The following is a 19,477-nucleotide window of genomic DNA, read 5'->3' as shown; positions in this document are numbered from 1 at the left end:
CGGCGTACCCGGTACGCCCCCTGAAGGGAAACTCCTTGGACGTCCCGTTCCTCGTCTGGATCATCACCATCGCCGGCATCCTCGGCCTGCTGGTGTTCGACTTCTTCTCGCACGTGCGCAAGCCGCACGTGCCGCACATCCGCGAATCCGCCTTCTGGTCCGTCGTGTACATCGCCCTGGCGATCGTGTTCGGCATCGGGATCTGGGTCTTCGGCGGGCACCAGGCCGGTGGTGAGTACTTCGCCGGGTGGCTGACGGAGAAGGCACTGTCGGTCGACAACCTGTTCGTCTTCCTCATCATCATGTCGTCCTTCGCGGTGCCGAAGGAGTTCCAGCAGAAGGTCCTGCTCGTCGGTGTCGCGATCGCCCTCGTGGCCCGCGGCCTGTTCATCGCGCTCGGCGTCACGATCATCGACAACTTCTCGTGGGTGTTCTACCTGTTCGGCGCGCTGCTGTTCTGGCTCGCCTGGTCCCAGGCCCGCAGCGGGAACGACCACGGTGCGGACGAGGGTGATTCCCGGCTCATCCGCGTCCTGAAGCGCGTCATCCCGACGTCGGACCACTACGACGGCGACCGCCTGACCACCAAGGTCGACGGCAAGCGGCTGTTCACCCCGATGCTGCTCGTCATGGTCGCCATCGGCCTCACCGACGTGCTGTTCGCGCTCGACTCGATCCCCGCGATCTTCGGTCTGACGCAGGACGCCTTCATCGTGTTCACCGCGAACGCGTTCTCGCTCCTCGGGCTCCGACAGCTCTACTTCCTCATCGCCGGCCTGCTCGAGCGGCTCATCTACCTCGGCCAGGGGCTCGCGGTCATCCTCGGGTTCATCGGCGTGAAGCTCGTGTTCCACGCGATGCACGTCAACGAGCTGCCCTTCATCAACGGCGGCGAGCACATCGAGTGGGCGCCGGAGATCCCGATCTGGTTCTCGCTCGGGTTCATCATGCTGACGATCGCGGTCGCGACGGTGGCGTCCCTCGTGGTCTCGAACAAGCGCCGTGCGCGCGGCCTGACCCCGACGGGCTCGCAGCCCACGGTCTCCGCCGAGGCCGACGCGAAGTAGCCCGCCCCGCACCGCTCCGTACCGCAGCGCTCTGTACCGCACCGCTCCGTACCGCGAAAGCGACAGTTCCCCGCCGGATCTCCGCGGGGAACTGTCGCTTTCGGGGTACTCCCCCGCGGGCAGGCGGGCAGGCGGGCAGCCGGGCAGCCGGGCAGCCGGGCGGCTACGCAGCGGCGTCGCGACGCTGGACGCGCTGACCGACCACGGCCGACACACCGTCCTGCCGCATGGAGACGCCGTACAGCGCGTCGGCGATCTCCATCGTGCGCTTCTGGTGCGTGATCACGATGAGCTGCGAGGCCTCGCGAAGCCGCTCGAACACGGTCAGCAGCCGGCCGAGGTTCGCGTCGTCGAGCGCCGCCTCGACCTCGTCCATGATGTAGAACGGCGAGGGCCTGGCGGTGAAGATCGCCACAAGGAGCGCCACCGCCGCCAGGGACCGCTCGCCGCCGGACAGCAGCGTCAGCCGGTCGATCTTCTTGCCTGCGGGCTTCACCTGCACGTCGATCCCCGTCCCGAGCAGGTCGGTGGAGTCGGTCAGCGTGATCGACCCGGACCCGCCGGGGAAGAGGACCGGGAAGATGACGTCGAAGGCCTCGCGGGTGTCGTTGAACGCCGACTCGAAGATGGTCTGCATCTTCGTGTCGAGTTCCTCGATGATCGTCATGAGATCGGTGCGGGTCTTCTGCAGGTCCTCGAGCTGCTCGGCGAGGAACGCGTGCCGCTGTTCGAGCGCCTGGAACTCCTCGAGCGCGAGCGGGTTCACCTTGCCGAGCTGGCCGAGGTCGCGTTCGGCCGCCTTCAGCCGGCGCTCCTGTTCGGCGCGCACGTAGGGCACCGTCTCGACCTCGGTCACGTCGACGTCGTCGGTCGCGTCGAACTCGGGCAGCGCGGGGCCGCCCGGCAGCGTCGACTCGGCGTCGACGAGCTCGGGGACGTCCGCGTCCGCGTCCTCGGAGTCCACGGCGCCCACAGCATCCACGTCGACGTCCTCGTCCGGAGCGACCGCAGCCGCTGCCGCCGCCGCCCGCGACGCATCCCGGTGCTTCCGCGCGAGCACCCGGGGGTCGATGAGCACGTCGACGGGCACGGGCACGTCGGGCCCGTACTCCGCCACGAGGACGGCCTCGACGAGCCCGAGTTCGCTCTGAGCCCGGTCCAGCACGCCGGACACGTGCAGCTTCTTCTCGTAGATCTCCATCTCGAGCGAGTGCACACCGTCGGTGATCGACTGCAGACGATCCCGCAGCTCGCGTTCCTCGTTCCGGATCGTCTGCAGCTCGGTGTTCCGCTTCGACCGTTCGGACTCCGCGGTCGCGAGTTGCACGCGCGCCTCGGCCAGCGAGCGGTCGACCGCACCGAGCACCTCCGGCAGGTCCGCGAGGACACTCTCGGCCGTCGCCATCTGCCCACGCCGGATGACCGCGAGCCGTGCCGCTTCCTCGGCCGCCGCACGCTCCGCCTCGAGCTGCCGGTCGAGCTGGTCGGCACGCGACCGTTCGGCCCGCGCCCGCTCGCGCACGGTGTCGATCTGGATGCGCTGCTCGATCTCCGCGGCACGCGCCGCCTCGAGCGCGTCCTGCAGCGCCGGACGTTCGGAGGCGTCGACGGTCGGTCGCGGCGCCCCCGCGTGTTCCTGCTGCGCCTGCTCGGCCTCGGCGAGGACACGTTCTGCGGATTCGACCGCACCATCCGTCTCACCGAGCGCCGCGCGGAGCCGCTCGACCTCGGCGAGGGCGTTCTCCGCCTTCGCGCGGACCGACGCGCTCGTCCGGTCGTACTCGGCGACGGCTGCGGCGTGCGCGCGGCTCGTCCGGTCGGCATCGTCCGCAGCGCGGCGCGCGTCGTCCACGTCGGTGCGTGCGGCCTGGAGGCTCGTGGCCAGCTCCGCCGCGGCCGTCGCGATGGCATCGCGACGCGTCACCGCGTCGTCCCGTTCCGCGACGAGCTCGATACGCGAGGTGGTCCGCTCACCGCCGCCGGTCACGCGGACCGCACGGACGAGGTCACCCGAGCGCGTCACGACCGTCGCCTGCGGGGCGGCGGTGAGCACGGCCTCCAGGTCGACGTCGTCGGAATCGGCGACCAACGTGTCCGCGAGGATCGCGGACAGGGCGGGCGGGCCGCTGACCAGGTCGAGGGCGCGACGGACGCCGGCGGGTGCGGCGGAGCCGGCCGCGGTTCCTGCGGCGTCCGCGACGACCACGTCGATGCGACCGATGTCCTCGGTGCGGGCGTGTGCGACGGCGTCGAGGGCCGCTGCGCGGTCCTCGGCCAGGACTGCGTCGGCGAGTCCGTCGAGCGCCGCGGCGATGGCGGCCTCGAAGCCGGCCGTCACGGTGAGGTGGTCAGCGAGCCGGCCGACGATCCCGGCACGTCCCGCCTCGATGAGCGCCTGGGAACCGTCGCGGACGTCGATCGACATGCCGAGTGCGGCCACGCGCGCGTCGAGGGCGTCCCGCTCGCGTTCCATGCCGTGCAGCCGGTCGCGGAGCTCGTCGCGGGTGGTCTGCGTCCGTTCGAGCCGCTCGCGGGCGGCGTCGAGCGCGGTCTGCAGGGCATCGGCGTCGGTGTCCGCCGACGGGTCCGTCCCGACGTCCGCCAGCGCCGCCTCGGCGACCCGGGAACGCTCGGTGGCCTCGGTGAGCGCACGCTCCCGACGTTCCCGGTCGGCGACGGCGGAACCGCGCTTGGACCTGGCGACGTCGACCGCGCTGGCGAGCCGCTGCGCGTCGAGGTCGTGCTGGGATACGAGCGCCGCCTGCGCTGCGATCCGCTCGTCGAGCGCGTCGAGGGTCGCACGGGCCCGCCGGACCCGGTCGGCGGCCGCGGCCATCCCCTGTTGCATCGCGGTCGCCTGGGCATTGAGCCGGTCCCCCTCGGCGCGGACGCCGGCGACCTGCTCGGTGGTGATCGTGGGGCCCTGCTGCGGGGCGTCCGACTGCTGGGCGAGGAGCATCAGGCGCTGGTTGGCGAGGCTCGACAGGCCACGGAGTCGTTCCTGCACGCTCTCGAGCCGGTGCACGACCGTGCGGGCGCGGTCCACGTCGTCGCCGACCATGCTCTGCTCGACGTGCTGTTGCCGGGCGCGGGTCTGGTCGAGGCGCTCGGTGAGGACGATGCGCTCGGACTTCCGGCCGGCCTCGACCTCCTGGTGCTCGTGGAGCTCGCGGCGCAGGCGGACGACGTCGTCCGCCAGGATCCGGGCCTTGGCGTCGCGGGCGACGGCTGCGACGGACTGTGCCTTGCGTGCGACTTCGGCCTGGCGACCGAGGGGCTTCAGCTGACGTCGGATCTCACCGGCGAGGTCGGACAGACGCGTGAGGTTCGTCTGCATGGCGTCGAGCTTCCGGAGGGTCTTCTCCTTGCGCCGACGGTGCTTGAGGATGCCGGCCGCTTCCTCGATGAACCCACGGCGGTCCTCCGGGGTCGCGTGCAGGACCTTGTCGAGCTGCCCCTGCCCGACGATGACGTGCATTTCCCGCCCGAGGCCGGTGTCCGAGAGCAGTTCCTGCACGTCGAGCAGACGGCAGTTCTCCCCGTTGATGGCGTACTCGCTGCCGCCGTTCCGGAACAGCGTGCGGGAGATCGTCACCTCGCTGTAGTCGATCGGCAGGAGCCCGTCGGTGTTGTCGATCGTCAGGAGCACCTGCGCCCGGCCGAGCGGGCCACGGGTCGAGGTGCCGGCGAAGATGACGTCCTCCATCTTGCCGCCACGGAGGGTCTTCGCCCCCTGCTCCCCCATCACCCATGCGAGGGCGTCGACCACGTTGGACTTGCCGGAGCCGTTCGGGCCGACGATGCAGGTCACCCCTGGTTCGAACGCGAACGTCGTCGGTTGCGCGAAGGACTTGAACCCCTTGATGGTCAGGCTCTTCAAGTACATGGCGGTCTCCGGGTGTGTCGCTCGTCGCGCTGCTCGCTGGCTGGTGTCTCGCTGTTCGGCGTCAGGCTAACGCCTGCGAGCGCGCGGACGCGGCTGGCACACGGGGCAGATGTGGCTGGATCGGTTCATGAAGGCCTCGCGCACGATCGTCGTGCCGCACCGCGGGCACGGCTTCCCCTGCTGTCCGTAGACGTTGAGGCGCTGCGAGAAGTAGCCGGACTGGCCGTTCACGTTGACGTACTGGGCGTCGAAGCTCGTGCCACCGTCCTCGAGTGCCCGCGCGAGCACGCTGCGGACCTCGTCGAGGAGCAGCTGCACCGATGCCCGGGGCAGGCGGTCAGCCGGGCGGTCGTAGTGGAGCTTCGCCGCCCACAGCGACTCGTCGGCGTAGATGTTGCCGATGCCGCTCACGACGCCCTGGTCGAGCAGCACCCGCTTGATGCCGCTCGAGCGCTTCCTCGCCATCTGCACGAACCGGTCGTCGTCGAACGCGGGGTCGAGCGGGTCGCGGGCGATGTGGGAGACCTGGGTCGGGATGCTCCGACGCCAGGGGGCATCGGGCTGTCGGTCGTCCACGACGCCGGCGAACCCGGCGGGCGCGCCGTCGATCGTGGGCACCATCGCGTCGATCGCCATCGAGCCGAACGTGCGCTGGTCGACGAACTCGAGCTCGACGGGAGGCTCCTGCGCGCCGTCGCGGTCCGATCCGCCGGGCTGGACGTCGATGACGATGCGGCGGTGCTTCGCCGCCGGACGGTCGCGGCCGAGCAGGATCTGCCCGCTCATGCCGAGGTGTGCCACGAGCGCTTCTGCTCGGCCGTCGGCACCCGGCTCGGCGAGCGGGAGCCAGATGAACTTGCCGCGGCGGACGGCTGCGGCGATGGTCCTGCCGGTCAGGCGGTGCGCGAAGTCCTCGGCGGGGCCGTCGTGGCGGGTGAGGGCCCGCTCGTCGGCCACGTGCACGGCGAGGACCCGGGCGCCGCTGACCGCGGGCTCGAGGCCGGCGCGGACGACCTCGACCTCGGGGAGTTCGGGCACGCGCTAGGACCCGGCGGGCTCTGCGGCCGGCGCGACAGCGCCCGTGGGCGCCGCGTCGTCGGTGCTCCGGCCTGACAGGCGCGTCCAGGCGTCCAGCGCCGCGGCCATCTCGGCGGTCTTCTTGCTCGACCCGGAGCCCGAGGCGATGTCCTCGCCCTGCAGCACGACGGTGGCGTGGAAGGTCTTGTCGTGGTCGGGGCCCTCTTCGGTGACCCGGTAGGCCGGGTTGCCGAGGGTCAGCGACGACGCGAGCTCCTGCAGGCTCGTCTTCGGGTCCATCGCGGCACCGAAACGGTCGGGGTCGATGAGCAGCGGCTCCACGAGGCGCAGGACGAGCGCGGTCGCTTCGTCGGGCCCGGCGGAGAGGTACGTCGCGCCGATGACGGCTTCGACAGTGTCGGCGAGGATCGACGACTTGTCACGGCCGCCGGTCAGTTCTTCGCCCTTGCCGAGCCGCAGGTAGGCGCCGAGGCCGTTGAGCCGGGCGATCTCCGCGAGGGCGACCGTCGAGACGAGGCTCGCCCGGCGCTTCGCCAGGTCGCCTTCGTCGAGGTCCGGGAAGTCGCGGTAGAGCTTCACCGTCACGGCCTGACCGAGGATGGAGTCACCGAGGAACTCGAGGCGTTCGTTGTGCCCGATGCCGCCGTGCTCGTACGCGAACGAGCGGTGCGTCAGGGCGAGTTGGAGCAGCTCCGGAGACACGTCGACCCGGAGCAGTGCACGCAGACGAGCGACGTCCGACCCCGCGGGGTTGGACCTCGCGGAGCCGGACGTCGCTGCCATGCGTGCTACCGGATCAGACGTCGGCGACCTTGCGGCCCTTGTACTCCATGTACAGGGCGGTGCCGGCCGAGTCCTCGACGACCTTCGCGCGGTGCGGGAGGCTGTAGGTGACCTTGCCGTTCTCGATCGTCTTCACGAGCTGGACCGGCGCGGCCTTCCACTGCGAACGACGGGCGTGCGTGTTGGCACGGGACTGCTTGCGCTTGGGAACGGCCATAGTGGTTCTCTTTCGGTTGGTCGGTGGTCAGTCGGTGGAGGTGCTGTGAGCGCAGTGCTCGGTCTTCAGCTGTCGTACTCGGTCTTCAGCTGTCGTACCCGGTCAGCTGTCGTTCTCGTCGAACGTCAGTCCGTCGAGCGCAGCCCAGCGGGGATCCGTCGGCTCGGGAGCCGTACGCCCCGTGTCTGCCAGGCGCTCACCCGTCACCGGGTCGAGTCCTGGGCAGTCCGGTCGGCAGACCGGCTGGAACGGCAGTGACAGCACCACCGCGTCTCGAACGACCGGTTCAGAATCCACGTGGTCTTCGTGAACATGGAAGTCGAAATCCTCCGAGGCATCATACGCGAACAGCTCGGCGAAATCGACTTCGACCGGTTCGCTGATGTCGATGAGGCAGCGCGAGCACTGCCCCGTGGCCTCTGCGGAAGCGTGCCCGGAGACGAGCACGCCCTCGTGGAGGCCCTCGAGCCGGAGCTCGATGTGGATCGGAGCGCCCTCGCGAACGGCCACGACCCCTGCCCCGAGGGTCTCGGGGACGGTGATGTCGAGCGTGTGCTCGCGCATCTCGCCCGGGCGGTGCGCGAGGTCACGCACGCGCAGGGCGTAGGGGCTGTTCACGGGGGAAGACACGATCGGCCATCCTAGCGCGGACAACGGCTGACGTCGAGGAGCGCGCTGCCGTGTCGTCTCAGCCGACGGCGTTCCGGAGTGCTTCGTCGACGACGACGGGCACGTACGGCGACACGTCACCGCCGAGCGTCGCCACCTGCCGGATGAGCGAGCTCGAGACGTGGGCGCGCGACGCCTCGGGCAGCAGGAACACCGTCTCGACGTCGGCGAGGTGCCGGTTCATGATCGCCATCGGGGTCTCGTACGCGACGTCCTCGCCCGAACGGACGCCCTTCACCAGGACGGTCGCGCCGACCTGCCGGCAGTAGTCGACGAGGAGTCCGGCGGTCCACTCCCCGACCCGGATGTTCGCCGGCGCGCCCGTCTCGGCCAACGACTCCTCGATGAGCCGGACACGATCGACGGCGTCGAACATCGCGGTCTTCTTGTCGGGGTTGTGCACGACGAGGACGTGGACCTCGTCGAAGAGTCCTGCCGCCCGGCCGATCACGTCGAGGTGCCCGAGGGTCACGGGGTCGAAGGAGCCGGGGACGACCGCGATCTGCGTCATACCCGCGACCATACCTGGCCCGCCGCCGGTTCAGTTCTTGCCGAGGAACGCCGCGTCGGACTCGTCCAGGCGCCGGGCGAGGGCGTCCCGGAGCTCGGGCTGTCCGTCGAGCGTCGGGTCGATCCCGAGCAGTCGTTCGGCTTCTTCCCGCGCGTCGACGATGATGTCGGCGTCCCGCACGACACGGAGCAGGTTGAGCGACGACCGGCCGCCGGACTGCCGCTCCCCCAGCACGTCGCCTTCGCGGCGGAGCTCGAGGTCCACGCGTGCCAGCTCGAAGCCGTCGTCAGAGGCCTCCACCGCATCGACCCGCTCGCGCGAGGTGCTCTCGAGCTCGGCGGAGGTGACGAGCAGGCACACGCCCGCGTACTGCCCACGACCGATGCGGCCGCGCAGCTGGTGGAGTTGGGAGACACCGAACCGATCGGCGTCGAGGATCGCCATCATCGACGCGTTCGGCACGTCGACACCGACCTCGATCACGGTGGTCGCGACAAGGACGTCGATCTCGCCGGCCGCGAACGCCGTCATCACGCGGTCCTTCTCGTCGCCGGTCATCCGACCGTGCAGGACCTCGATCCGGCGGCCGTCGAGGACCGGCATCGTGCGCATCCGCTCCGCCGTCGCCAGGACCGTCGCCGGCGCACGCTTCGGCGCGTCGTCCTCGGTCTCGATGTCGGGGGACGGCTCGCCGTCGTCCTCGGCGTGGGCGTCGTCGATCGCCGGGCAGACCACGAAGGCCTGCCGGCCGGCGCCGAGCTCCTCTGCCATGCGGGTCCAGATCCTCGACTCCCACCCGGGGTGCTCCGCCAGGCCGACCGTGAAGGTCTCCACCCCGGCGCGGCCCGACGGCATGCCGGCGATCGTGGAGACGTCGAGGTCGCCGAAGACCGTCATCGCGACGGTGCGCGGGATCGGCGTCGCGGTGAGGACGAGCACGTGCGGCGGTCGCTCCCCCTTCGTGCGGAGGGCTTCGCGCTGCTCGACACCGAACCGGTGCTGCTCGTCGACGACCACGAGGCCGAGCTCGGCGAAGTCCACCTTGTCGCCGAGCAACGCGTGCGTTCCGACGACGAGCCGGGAGCTGCCGGATGCCGCCGCGAGGAGTGCACGACGGCGTTCGTCAGTGGACTGCGACCCGGTGAGGATGACCGGACGGAGTTCGGCGGCGAGGTCGGGGCCGAGGAACTTCACGATCGAGCGCAGGTGCTGCGCCGCGAGGACCTCGGTCGGGGCGATGAGTGCCGACTGCCCGCCGGACTCCGCGACCGTCAGCATCGCCCGGATGGCGACGAGGGTCTTGCCGGAGCCGACCTCGCCCTGGACCAGCCGGTGCATCGGCCACGACTCCGTCAGGTCGTGCGCGATCTCGTCGCCGACGGCGCGCTGGTCGTCCGTCAGGGTGAACGGCAGCGTCGCGTCGAAGCGCTCGAGGATCCCACCAGGTGACGCGGTCCGCGGGGTCGAGGCCGTCGCACGTGCGGCGATGCGGCGCTGGACCAGGGCGGTCTGCAGCACGAACGCCTCCCGGTAGCGGAGGGCGTCCTGCGCTCGCTTGAAGTCGGACACCTTCTCGGGGCGGTGCAGCAGTTCGAGCGCGCGTCGGAACGGCACCAGGTCGAGCCGGGTCCTGACGCCGGACGGGATCGGGTCGGCGATGTCGGGCAGGGTGTCGAGCACCACCGACATGGCCTTCGCGATCTGCCACGAGGACAGCGACGCGGTGGCCGGGTAGATCGGGATCGGCTGCCGCGAGAACCGGATCGCTTCCTCGGACTCGGGGTCGGCGGTGGCACGAGGGTCGTCCGCGTCGAAGAGCTCGTAGTCGGGGTGCGCGAGCTGCCGGGCGCCGCGGTAGTCGCCGACCTTGCCCGCGAAGATGCCACGCGCACCGACGACGAGGTCCTTCGTCCGCCAGCCCTGGTTGAAGAACGTGAGCGTGAGCAGGCCCTTGCCGTCGCCGATCTTCGCTTCGAGGATGGACCCCCGGCGCTGACGCATCGTGCGTTCGCGGACGTCGACGACCTCGGCGACGATCGTCACCGATTCCCCGATGGCGAGCGAGTCGAGCGCCGTCAGGGCACCGCGCTCGGCGTAGCGACGCGGCGCGTGCTCGAGGAACTCCCCCACCGTGCGGTACCCGAACGCCTTCTCGACCGCCTTCGCCGTGCGGCCACCGAGCACGTTCGCGAGCTTCGTGTCGAGCGGCGCCGGGCCCCACTGCAGGTCGGACGGGGCGGCCGGCGCGGCGGATCCTGAGGTGACCACACGGCAACGGTACCCGGCACGACCGACGTGCACCGAGCCTCCAGGACGGCCTGTGGAGAACGTCGGAACCCGACCCGGCGGCCGCTACGGTTGCTGCATGACCCGCATCATCGCCGGCGCCGCCGGTTCCACGACGCTCCGGGTGCCGAAGTCGGGTACCCGACCGACGAGCGACCGGGTGCGCGAAGCGCTGTTCTCCTCGCTCGAGTCGCGCGGGCTCGTCGACGACACCGCGGTGGCCGACCTCTACGCGGGGACGGGCGCGCTGGGGCTCGAAGCGGCCTCGCGCGGTGCCGTCGAGGTGGTCCTGGTGGACCGGGCTGCGGCGGCCGCGGCGGTCTGTCGAGAGAACGCGCGCACCGTGCAGCAGCGGGTCCCTGGAGTCCGCATCGACGTGCACGCGCAGCCGGCGCTGGGGTTCCTCCGTGGGACCGTCCGGACGTTCGACCTGGTGTTCATCGACCCGCCGTACGACGTCGCCGAGTCCGAGATCGGCGAGGTGCTCGACGCGCTCGTCCCCCGGCTGACGCGCGACGCCGTCGTGATCGTCGAGCGCAGCAAGCGGTCGCCGGAACCGACATGGCCCGCGGGGCTGGCGCCGTTCAGCAAGCGCAGCTACGGCGAGACCGTCGCGTGGGAGGCCGTGGTCGCCACCGCCTGACGGGCGAGTGGCGCCGCGCCCGCGCCCCCCGCGCCCCCTCAGCCCGCGACGCCGTCCCAGTCCGCGTACGGGTCCCACCCCGTCGTCGGGACGGCGTCACCGTCACGCACGAGGTCGGCCGCACCGCGCGCCAGCACGACACCGATCTGCCGGAACCCACCGGGCAGCGCGGCGTCTGCCGGGAACGTCGCGAGCAGCCCGTGGTCCTCGCCCCCGTGCAGCGCCACCTCGTCGAGCGCCGCGGAGATCTTCAGCGTCACCCCGCTCGACCGCGCGAGCCTCCCGGCGTCGATCGCGAGCCCGTCCGACAGGTCGAGCATCGCCGTCGCGCCGGCAGCGGCAGCGAGCGGCCCGTCGGCGATCGGTGGCACCGGTCGACGCTGCCGCCCGACGTCCGGGTCCTCGTCGAGACCAGCGGCGACCACCGCGGCCCGCGACGGCTCACCGTGCGCGTCGACACCGGACCGGAACAGCCGAGCGAGCCCGCGCGCCGCGCGACCGAGCTCGCCCGAGACGGCCAGCACGTCGCCGACCCGCGCCCCCGACCGCAGCACCGGAGCACGGTCCTGCAGGTCACCGAAGGCCGTCACGGCGACCGTGAACGCCGACGACGTGGACAGGTCTCCCCCGACGACCCCGCACCCGGGAGCGAGCGCGTCGACCGCGAACCGGAACCCGTCCGCGATGCCCTCGAGCACCGCGACGGGAGTGTCCTGCGGCGCGGCGATCGCCACGACCAGTCCAGACGGCACCGCCCCCATCGCGGCGACGTCCGAGAGGTTCGTCGCCGCCGCCTTCCACCCGACGTCCGTCGGCGACGACCACGCCCACCGGAAGTCCGGACCGTGCACCATCATGTCGGTCGTCACGACGAAGCGACCGTCGGGAGCGGCGACGACCGCGCAGTCGTCCCCTGGCCCGACGATCGGCGACCCCTGCGGTAGCCGCGACGTCACCCGGTCGAGCACGACGAGTTCACCGAGCTCCCCGACGGTTGGTCCGGTCCAGGGCTCGTCCTTCGCGTCCACACGAGAACGGTAGCCTGGACTCTCGATGGACACTGTGCGCCGCCCCCTGCGGATCCTCGCCGGACTCGGCGTCGTGGTCGCCCTCGCCGCCGGGCTGACCGGGTGCACGAACGCCGTCACGATGACCGCGGCCCCGTCGGCGAACGCCGCAGCGTGTGCCGCTGCCCAGGTCCGTCTCCCGGACACCGTCGACACGAAGTACGCGCTCCGCAACACGAACGCCCAGTCCACCGCTGCGTGGGGCGACCCCTCGGCGGCGCTCTACCACTGCGGTGTCGCGGTCCCGACGGTCTCCGACCTGCCGTGCTTCTCGAAGGGGTCGGTCGACTGGATCCGCGACGACGAGGGGAAGCAGATCGTCTACACGACGTTCGGGCGGGACCCCGCGGTGCAGGTCGTCATCGACTCCACGAAGACCACCGACCAGGTCCTGCAGGACATCGGGAACGCCGTCGAGGCGCTACCGAAGGACGGGCACGAGTGCCTCGACCCGTCCGACGTGCAGGGCTGACGCGACCCACCACCGGACGGGAGGCTCGTGGCGGGCCCGCCACGAGCCTCCCGTCCGCCGTGGCGTGCGTTCCTACCCATCGCGCCCGCAGGAGGAAGCCGAATCGCGCGTAGGTGGCCGGAACGAACGACTTCCTACGCGCGGATCGGCAGCCTACGCGCGAATCGGCACCCCACGCGCGGATCGGCACCCTACGCGCGGAACGGCCAACCACGCGCGGTGCGACCGCGTCAGCGGACGGCGGCGCGACCCAGCTCGATGAGCTCCGCGACGAGCTCCGGGTAGGTGACCCCCGTGGCCGCCCAGCAGCGCGGGTACATCGAGAACGGGGTGAAGCCCGGCATCGTGTTGACCTCGTTCACGACGAAGCCGTCGTCGGTCAGGAAGCAGTCGACGCGGGCGAGACCGGAGCCGCCGATCGCCTCGAACGCGCGGGCACCGATCGAGCGGATCTCGTCCGTCTCGGACTCGGTCAGCGGCGCCGGGCAGAGGAGCTGCTCGTCCCCGCCGAGGTACTTCGACGCGAAGTCGTAGAAGCCGTCCTCGGCGACGACGATCTCGCCGGGCAGGCTCGTGCGCGGCGTGCCGTCGCGACCCTCGAGGACGGCGACCTCGACCTCGCGCCCGACGACGCGGGGCTCGACGATGACCTTGCTGTCGTGCTCGAACGCCAGGTGCATGGCCGCTGCCAGCTGCTCGGGTCCGTCGACCCGGGACACGCCCATGCTCGAACCGGCGCGGGCGGGCTTCACGAAGAGCGGCCAGCCGTGCGCCGCGATCGTCTCGGCCACCCCGAGCTCGTCGGCCTGCCACTGCCGACGGAGCACGGTCGTCCACGGGGCCACGCGGAGCCCGGCGTGCTCGAGGACGGCCTTCGCGACGTGCTTGTCCATCGCGAGCGCACTCGCCAGGACGCCGTCCCCGGCGTACGGCAGCCCGGCGATCTCGAGCATGCCCTGGATGGTGCCGTCCTCGCCGAACGGACCGTGCAGGATCGGGAAGACGATGTCGACGGGGATCGTGGTGACGGTGCCGTCCTGGTGCTCGACGGTCAGCTGCCGCGGCTCGGCGGCGCTCGGGAACCGGACGCGCGTGCCGTTGTCCGGCACCGTCGGCAGGTGCTCGCCGACGAGTGCCCACTGCTCCGGGTCGTCCGGCTGCAGCGTGAAGGCCCCGTCCTTGGTGATGCCGACGGGGACGATCTCGTACGCGGCGCGGTCGACCGCGTCCATGATGCCGCCGGCGGTCACGCAGCTGATCTCGTGTTCGCTCGACCGGCCGCCGAACAGGACGACGACGGTGGTGCTGCTGCTGGTCATGGGCGCTCCTGGGTGCAGAGTGGCCGGACCGGTCACTCGCCCTGGGGCTCGTCGGTCTCGGTGAGGTGCGGCGCGATGTTGCGCGGATCGAGCCTACCGGCGAGGACCTCGCCGACCTGCCCGACGATGGGCATGTCGACGCCGTTCGCCCGCGCGAGTTCGAGGATCGGCGCGACGGACGCCAGCCCCTCCGCGGTCTGGTTCATCTGCCGGACGACCTCGTCGAAGCGGTACCCCTGGCCGAGCAGTCGCCCGGCGGTGTTGTTCCGCGACAGCGGCGACTGGCACGTCGCGATGAGGTCGCCGAGCCCCGCGAGACCGGACAGCGTCGAGGGCTGGGCGCCGAGCGACACGGCGAACTCCGTCATCTCCGCGAGCCCGCGGGTGATGATCGACGCCTTCGTGTTCTCGCCGTAGCCGACACCGTCCACGATGCCGATCGCGACGGCGATGAGGTTCTTCAGCACCCCGCCGAACTCGGTGCCGATGACGTCCGTGTTGATGAAGGACCGGAAGTACGGGTTCGTCGCGACGGCGGCGACCGCGCTGGCGGTGTCCGCGCTCGTCGAGGACACCACGGCCGCGGTCGGCTGCCGCCGCGCGATCTCGAGGGCCAGGTTCGGGCCGCTCGCCACCGCGATGCGGTCCTGGTCGATGCCGAGTCCCTGGAGCAGGACCTCGCTCATCCGGAGCCCCGTGGCCTTCTCGACGCCCTTCATCAGGCTGACGACGGGGACGTCGGCCGGGAGCAGTTCGCGGATGGCCTCGAGGTTCGACCGCAGTGTCTGCGACGGCACGGACACGTAGACCTGCTGCGCGCCCTGGAGCACGGCGGCCAACGACGTCGACGCGGTCAGCGTGCGCGGCAGGTTGATCCCCGGCAGGTAGTCCGAGTTGCGCTTGGTCTCGGTGATCTCCCGGGCGACCTCGGGTCGACGGGCCCAGACGACGGTCTCGGCGCCGCCCTCGGCGAGGACCTTCGCGAACGTGGTCCCCCAGCTGCCGGCACCGATGACCGCCACGCGGGGCTTGTCCGTCTGCTGCATGACGACGCGGATCGCGGCGGTGTCGACCGCGCCGCGTGCCGCGGCGGTGGGGTCCGGGTGGTCGTCGTGCGGGCGGAGGCCTGGTGCGCCGTCGCTCGCGCCGGTGCTGGTCGCGCCGGCGGTTGCGCCGGTGCTGGGTGCGTCACTCAAACTTGCCGGTTTCCTTCTGGTTCTTCGTCGACGGGTCCCACCGGGTCGCCGGGGCCTGTTCGCCGCGGAGTTGCTCGACGAGCTCGGTGATGCGGTCCATCAGGACGGCGGTCGCCTCGGTGAGCAGCTGCTGGTCGATCGGGCGCCCACGGAACGCCGACAGGTCGACCGGATCGCCGAACACGACGTCCACGCGCGACGGCGGGAACAGCCGGAGCTTGTTCGAGTAGCGCGCCATGATCCGCTGCGTGCCCCAGTGCGCCATCGGGATGAGCGGCACGTCGTTCTCGAGCGCGATCCGCACCGCGCCGGTCTTGCCGCGCATCGGCCACAGGTCGGGGTCGCGGGTCAGCGTCCCCTCCGGGTAGACGATCACGGCGCCGCCGCGCTCCATGAGGGACCGACCGCCGCCGAGGGGATCGCTGATGCGGGTGCGTCCGGACCGCTCGACCGGGATCTGCCCCATGCCGCTCATGAGCTTGCCGAACACGGGGACGCGGAACAGCGACGCCTTCGCCAGGAAGCGCGGCTGCCGGCGGCTGAGGTACACCGCGGTGCCCACGACGAGCGGGTCGATGTTCGTGTAGTGGTTCGGCGCGAGGACGAACGCACCCTGCTCCGGCAGCCGGTTCCGGCCGTGCCAGTGGTAGCGCGCGGTGAACCGGAAGGTCGGGATCACGAAGAACGCGGTGATCCGGAACGCCAGGTTGAGGTCGCCGCGCTTCCACCGGCGGCCGGGGTTCGGCAGGCCGGTGGTCACACGGTCGAGGTCACGGCCGGGCGTGCCATGGTCGGCGCCGGGCACGGCGCGGTCGGCGCCGGGCACGCCGCGGTCGTCGCCCGCGGGGGCGCCGCGGTGGTCGTCAGCCATCTCAGCCGGCCCTGTGCTCATCCCGCAAAATCGAAGTCCGCCCCGAGCTTGCGCAGCTTCGGGATGAAGTGCTCGTACCCGCGGCTGATGATGCCGACGTTCGTGATGTGCGACTCCCCCTCGGCGGTGAGTGCCGCGATGAGGTGGCTGAAGCCGCCACGGAGGTCCGGGACGCGCACGTTCGCGCCGTGCAGCTTCGTCGGCCCGGTGATCACCGCTGCCTGCTCGAACGGACGACGGGCGACCCGGCGGTCGTGCCCGGGGAGCCCCTCCTTGTGCACGACGATGTCGGCACCCATCTCGTTGAGGGCCTCGGTGAAGCCGAAGCGGTTCTCGTAGACGGTCTCGTGCACGATGCTCTGGCCGTCGGCCTGGGTCAGCGCGACGACGAGCGGCTGCTGCCAGTCCGTCATGAAGCCGGGGTGCACGTCGGTCTCGATGACCACGGGCTTGAGGACCTCGAGCTCCCGGTAGAACCGGATGCCGTCCTCCTGGATGTCGAACCCGCCGCCGACCTTGCGGAAGACGTTGAGGAACGTCATGAGCTCCTGCTGCTTCGCGCCCTCGACGAAGATGTCGCCGTTGGTCGCGAGCGCGGCGGAGGCCCAGCTCGCTGCCTCGTTGCGGTCGTTGATCGCGCGGTGGGTGTACCCACGGAGCGACTCGACGCCCTCGATGAAGATCGTGCGGCTCGGCTCGACCGTGATGATCGCGCCCATCTTCTGCAGGATCGCGATGAGGTCCATGATCTCGGGCTCGATCGCGGCGTTCCGGAGCTCGGTCGTGCCGTCGGCGAGCACCGACGACAGCAGGACCTGCTCGGTCGCACCGACGCTCGGGTACGGCAGCTCGATGTTCGCGCCCTTGAGGCCGTTCGGCGCCGTGATGTGGATGCCGGAGACCTGCTTGTCGACGACGGCACCCATGGCCCGCAGCGCGTCGAGGTGGAAGTCGATCGGACGGTCGCCGATGCGGCAGCCACCGAGGTCGGGGATGAACGCCTCGCCGAGCTTGTGCAGCAGCGGGCCGCAGAACAGGATCGGGATGCGGCTCGAGCCGGCGTGCGCGTCGATCTCGGCGAAGTGTGCCGACTCGACGTTCGACGGGTCGAGGATGAGCTCGCCTCGTGCAGGATCCGTGATGCGCACACCGTGCACCTCGAGCAGCGCGCGGACGACCTTGACGTCGGAGATGTCCGGGACGTCCTTGAGGATCGACGGGGTGTCGCCGAGCAGGGAGGCCACCATGGCCTTCGTCGCGAGGTTCTTCGCGCCGCGGACCTCGATGCGTCCGACCAGCGGCTTGCCGCCGCGGATGACGATCTCGTCCGACTTCAACCCGACGCGTGCCCCAGCTGCTGCTGCGTCCTGTACGAGAGAGTTCACTACTTCACCGGCAATGTTTTCGGCCGCCAGTTTCCACGGCGGGATTCGAACTCCGTGATCGAGGTCTCGTCACGGAGGGTGAGCCCGATGTCGTCGAGCCCTTCCATCAACCGCCAACGAGTGTAAGCGTCGATCTCGAATGCCACGTCCACATCGCCCAGCGACACGCGCTGCGCCGCCAGGTCCACCGTCGCCTCGATGCCCGGGTTCGCCTCGATGGCGGCCCACAGGCGCTCGACTTCCGGTTCGGTCACGATTGCGGTGACCAGGCCCTGCTTGCCCGCGTTGCCCTTGAAGATGTCCGCGAACCGGGGTGAGATGACGACCCGGAACCCGAAGTCGCGGAGCGCCCACACGGCGTGTTCACGCGACGATCCGGTGCCGAAGTCGGGGCCGGCGACGAGCACCTTCGCGCGGTCGTACGGCTCCTGGTTCAACACGAAGGACGGGTCCTGGCGCCACCCGGAGAACAGTGCGTCCTCGAAGCCCGTCTTCGTGACGCGCTTCAGGTACACGGCGGGGATGATCTGGTCGGTGTCGACGTTCGACCGCTTCAGCGGTGCCGCGATCCCGGTGACGGTGCCGATCTTCTCCATCAGACTGCCCCTTCCAGAGCGGTTGCTGCTTCGGTTTCCAGGTCCCACGGGCTCGACAGCGTCCCGCGCACGGCGGTGGCGGCCGCGACGAGCGGCGACACGAGGTGCGTGCGCCCACCCTTGCCCTGGCGTCCCTCGAAGTTGCGGTTCGAGGTCGACGCGCACCGCTCCCCCGGCGCGAGCTGGTCGGGGTTCATGCCGAGGCACATCGAGCAGCCGGCGAAGCGCCACTCGGCCCCGAATTCGGTGAAGACCTTGTCGAGCCCCTCGGCCTCGGCCTCGAGCCGGACCCGTGCGGAGCCGGGCACGACCATGACGCGGACACCCTCGGCCTTGGTGCGCCCCTTGATGACGGACGCGAACGCGCGGAGGTCCTCAATGCGCGAGTTCGTGCAGGAGCCCATGAAGACCGCGTCGACGGCGATGTCCTTCATCGGCGTACCAGCGGTGATGTCCATGTACTCCAGCGCGCGCTGCGCCGCCGCCTGGTCGTTGGGGTCGGTGTAGTCCGCCGGATCGGGTACGGTCTCGGAAAGCGAGACGCCCTGGCCCGGGTTCGTCCCCCAGGTGACGAAGGGCTCGAGCGCGTCGGCGTCGATGAACACCTCGGCGTCGAACACGGCGTCGTCGTCGGTGTTCAGCGTGTCCCAGTACGCGACGGCCTCGTCCCAGTCGGCGCCGGTCGGGGCGTGGTCGCGGCCCTGGACGTAGTCGTAGGTGATCTGGTCGGGGCCGACCATACCGGCGCGGGCGCCCGCCTCGATCGACATGTTGCAGATCGTCATGCGCCCCTCCATCGAGAGCGCACGGATCGCCGAACCGCGGTACTCGAGCACGTAGCCCTGTCCGCCGCCGGTGCCGATCTTCGCGATGACCGCGAGGATGATGTCCTTCGCCGTCACGCCGGGGCGCAGGATGCCCTCGACGGTGATCGCCATCGTCTTGAACGGCTTGAGCGGCAGCGTCTGCGTGGCGAGCACGTGCTCGACCTCGCTCGTCCCGATGCCGAACGCCATCGCGCCGAACGCACCGTGCGTCGAGGTGTGCGAGTCGCCGCAGACCACGGTGATGCCCGGCATCGTCAGCCCGAGCTGCGGGCCCACGACGTGCACGATGCCTTGCTCCTTGTCGCCGAGCGAGTGCAGGCGGACGCCGAACTCCTCGCAGTTGCGGCGGAGCGTCTCGATCTGGGTGCGGCTCGTCGGGTCGGCGATGGGCCGGTCGATCGCGAGCGTCGGGGTGTTGTGGTCCTCGGTCGCGATCGTCAGGTCGAGGCGTCGCACCGGACGGCCGGCCTGGCGGAGACCGTCGAACGCCTGGGGGCTCGTGACCTCGTGCACGAGGTGGAGGTCGATGTAGAGGAGGTCGGGGTTGCCGTCCTCGCCCTTGACCACGACGTGGTCGTCCCAGACCTTCTCGGCGAGTGTCCTACCCATGACCTCGACCCTTCCGTTCGCATCGGTTCGATGCC

General features: G+C 70.9%; 17 protein-coding genes. 3 read left to right on the top strand and 14 right to left on the bottom strand.

What is annotated here, in order from left to right; genetic code table 11:
* The first annotated feature begins 35 nt into the window (after positions 1 to 35).
* The gene (locus ACO0E1_RS16945; RefSeq protein ID WP_422875240.1) at positions 36 to 1,067 is read left to right on the top strand and encodes a TerC family protein; all 1,032 of its coding nucleotides are present in this window, start codon (positions 36 to 38) and stop codon (positions 1,065 to 1,067) included.
* A gap of 163 nt (positions 1,068 to 1,230) precedes the next feature.
* On the opposite strand, the gene ACO0E1_RS16940 is transcribed toward ACO0E1_RS16945, so the two are convergent.
* The 7 genes from ACO0E1_RS16940 to ACO0E1_RS16910 form a co-directional block, all read right to left on the bottom strand.
* Entirely contained in the window at positions 1,231 to 4,953 is a 3,723-nt protein-coding gene (locus ACO0E1_RS16940) for a chromosome segregation SMC family protein (RefSeq protein ID WP_422875239.1), read from the bottom strand.
* Between the two features lie 66 nt (positions 4,954 to 5,019).
* Complete coding sequence (mutM, locus tag ACO0E1_RS16935; RefSeq protein ID WP_422875238.1) at positions 5,020 to 5,991, bottom strand: bifunctional DNA-formamidopyrimidine glycosylase/DNA-(apurinic or apyrimidinic site) lyase; 972 nt, start codon at positions 5,989 to 5,991, stop codon at positions 5,020 to 5,022.
* 3 nt (positions 5,992 to 5,994) lie between these two features.
* Entirely contained in the window at positions 5,995 to 6,774 is a 780-nt protein-coding gene (gene rnc, locus ACO0E1_RS16930) for a ribonuclease III (protein WP_422875237.1), read from the bottom strand.
* A 13-nt stretch (positions 6,775 to 6,787) separates the two neighbouring features.
* Complete coding sequence (gene rpmF / locus ACO0E1_RS16925) at positions 6,788 to 6,991, bottom strand: 50S ribosomal protein L32 (protein ID WP_058728177.1); 204 nt, start codon at positions 6,989 to 6,991, stop codon at positions 6,788 to 6,790.
* A 102-nt stretch (positions 6,992 to 7,093) separates the two neighbouring features.
* Complete coding sequence (locus ACO0E1_RS16920; protein ID WP_281267596.1) at positions 7,094 to 7,609, bottom strand: YceD family protein; 516 nt, start codon at positions 7,607 to 7,609, stop codon at positions 7,094 to 7,096.
* A 70-nt stretch (positions 7,610 to 7,679) separates the two neighbouring features.
* A complete protein-coding gene (gene coaD / locus ACO0E1_RS16915) occupies positions 7,680 to 8,171 on the bottom strand; it encodes a pantetheine-phosphate adenylyltransferase (protein WP_422875236.1) in 492 nt (163 codons plus the stop codon).
* A gap of 30 nt (positions 8,172 to 8,201) precedes the next feature.
* Positions 8,202 to 10,397, bottom strand: coding sequence for an ATP-dependent DNA helicase RecG (locus ACO0E1_RS16910; RefSeq protein WP_422875259.1), 2,196 nt, complete (start codon positions 10,395 to 10,397; stop codon positions 8,202 to 8,204).
* A gap of 139 nt (positions 10,398 to 10,536) precedes the next feature.
* Between ACO0E1_RS16910 and ACO0E1_RS16905 the strand changes: the two genes are divergently transcribed.
* The gene (locus ACO0E1_RS16905; protein WP_422875235.1) at positions 10,537 to 11,100 is read left to right on the top strand and encodes an RsmD family RNA methyltransferase; all 564 of its coding nucleotides are present in this window, start codon (positions 10,537 to 10,539) and stop codon (positions 11,098 to 11,100) included.
* Between the two features lie 38 nt (positions 11,101 to 11,138).
* On the opposite strand, the gene thiL is transcribed toward ACO0E1_RS16905, so the two are convergent.
* Entirely contained in the window at positions 11,139 to 12,128 is a 990-nt protein-coding gene (gene thiL, locus ACO0E1_RS16900) for a thiamine-phosphate kinase (protein ID WP_422875234.1), read from the bottom strand.
* A gap of 25 nt (positions 12,129 to 12,153) precedes the next feature.
* Here thiL and ACO0E1_RS16895 point away from each other — a divergent pair, with 25 nt between their 5' ends.
* Positions 12,154 to 12,639, top strand: a complete 486-nt coding sequence (locus ACO0E1_RS16895; RefSeq protein WP_422875233.1) for a DUF3515 family protein — start codon at positions 12,154 to 12,156, stop codon at positions 12,637 to 12,639.
* Between the two features lie 230 nt (positions 12,640 to 12,869).
* Here the strand turns inward: ACO0E1_RS16895 and ACO0E1_RS16890 are convergent, their stop codons facing one another.
* The 6 genes from ACO0E1_RS16890 to leuC all read right to left on the bottom strand — a co-directional run bounded on the left by ACO0E1_RS16890 (position 12,870) and on the right by leuC (position 19,442).
* Positions 12,870 to 13,958, bottom strand: a complete 1,089-nt coding sequence (locus tag ACO0E1_RS16890) for a D-alanine--D-alanine ligase family protein (protein WP_422875232.1) — start codon at positions 13,956 to 13,958, stop codon at positions 12,870 to 12,872.
* Between the two features lie 32 nt (positions 13,959 to 13,990).
* On the bottom strand, positions 13,991 to 15,004 hold the full coding sequence (locus ACO0E1_RS16885) for an NAD(P)H-dependent glycerol-3-phosphate dehydrogenase (RefSeq protein WP_422875258.1): 1,014 nt from the start codon (positions 15,002 to 15,004) through the stop codon (positions 13,991 to 13,993).
* 142 nt (positions 15,005 to 15,146) lie between these two features.
* Positions 15,147 to 16,025: a lysophospholipid acyltransferase family protein gene (locus ACO0E1_RS16880; protein WP_422875231.1), complete on the bottom strand. Its 879-nt coding sequence runs from the start codon at positions 16,023 to 16,025 to the stop codon at positions 15,147 to 15,149.
* 17 nt (positions 16,026 to 16,042) lie between these two features.
* Positions 16,043 to 17,410, bottom strand: coding sequence for a UDP-N-acetylglucosamine 1-carboxyvinyltransferase (murA, locus tag ACO0E1_RS16875; protein WP_281264891.1), 1,368 nt, complete (start codon positions 17,408 to 17,410; stop codon positions 16,043 to 16,045).
* Complete coding sequence (leuD, locus tag ACO0E1_RS16870; protein WP_422875230.1) at positions 17,410 to 18,006, bottom strand: 3-isopropylmalate dehydratase small subunit; 597 nt, start codon at positions 18,004 to 18,006, stop codon at positions 17,410 to 17,412. The genes murA and leuD overlap by 1 nt, the downstream gene beginning before the upstream one ends.
* Positions 18,006 to 19,442 carry a 3-isopropylmalate dehydratase large subunit gene (gene leuC, locus ACO0E1_RS16865; protein WP_422875229.1) on the bottom strand — a complete coding sequence of 479 codons (1,437 nt, stop codon included), beginning with the start codon at positions 19,440 to 19,442 and terminating at the stop codon, positions 18,006 to 18,008. Before leuC ends, leuD begins: the two co-directional genes overlap by 1 nt.
* Positions 19,443 to 19,477: the final 35 nt, after the last annotated feature.

It is taken from the genome of Curtobacterium guangdongense (assembly GCF_049341845.1).
Lineage (GTDB): Bacteria > Actinomycetota > Actinomycetes > Actinomycetales > Microbacteriaceae > Curtobacterium > Curtobacterium guangdongense.
This window is presented reverse-complemented; position numbering and strand designations above follow the sequence as displayed.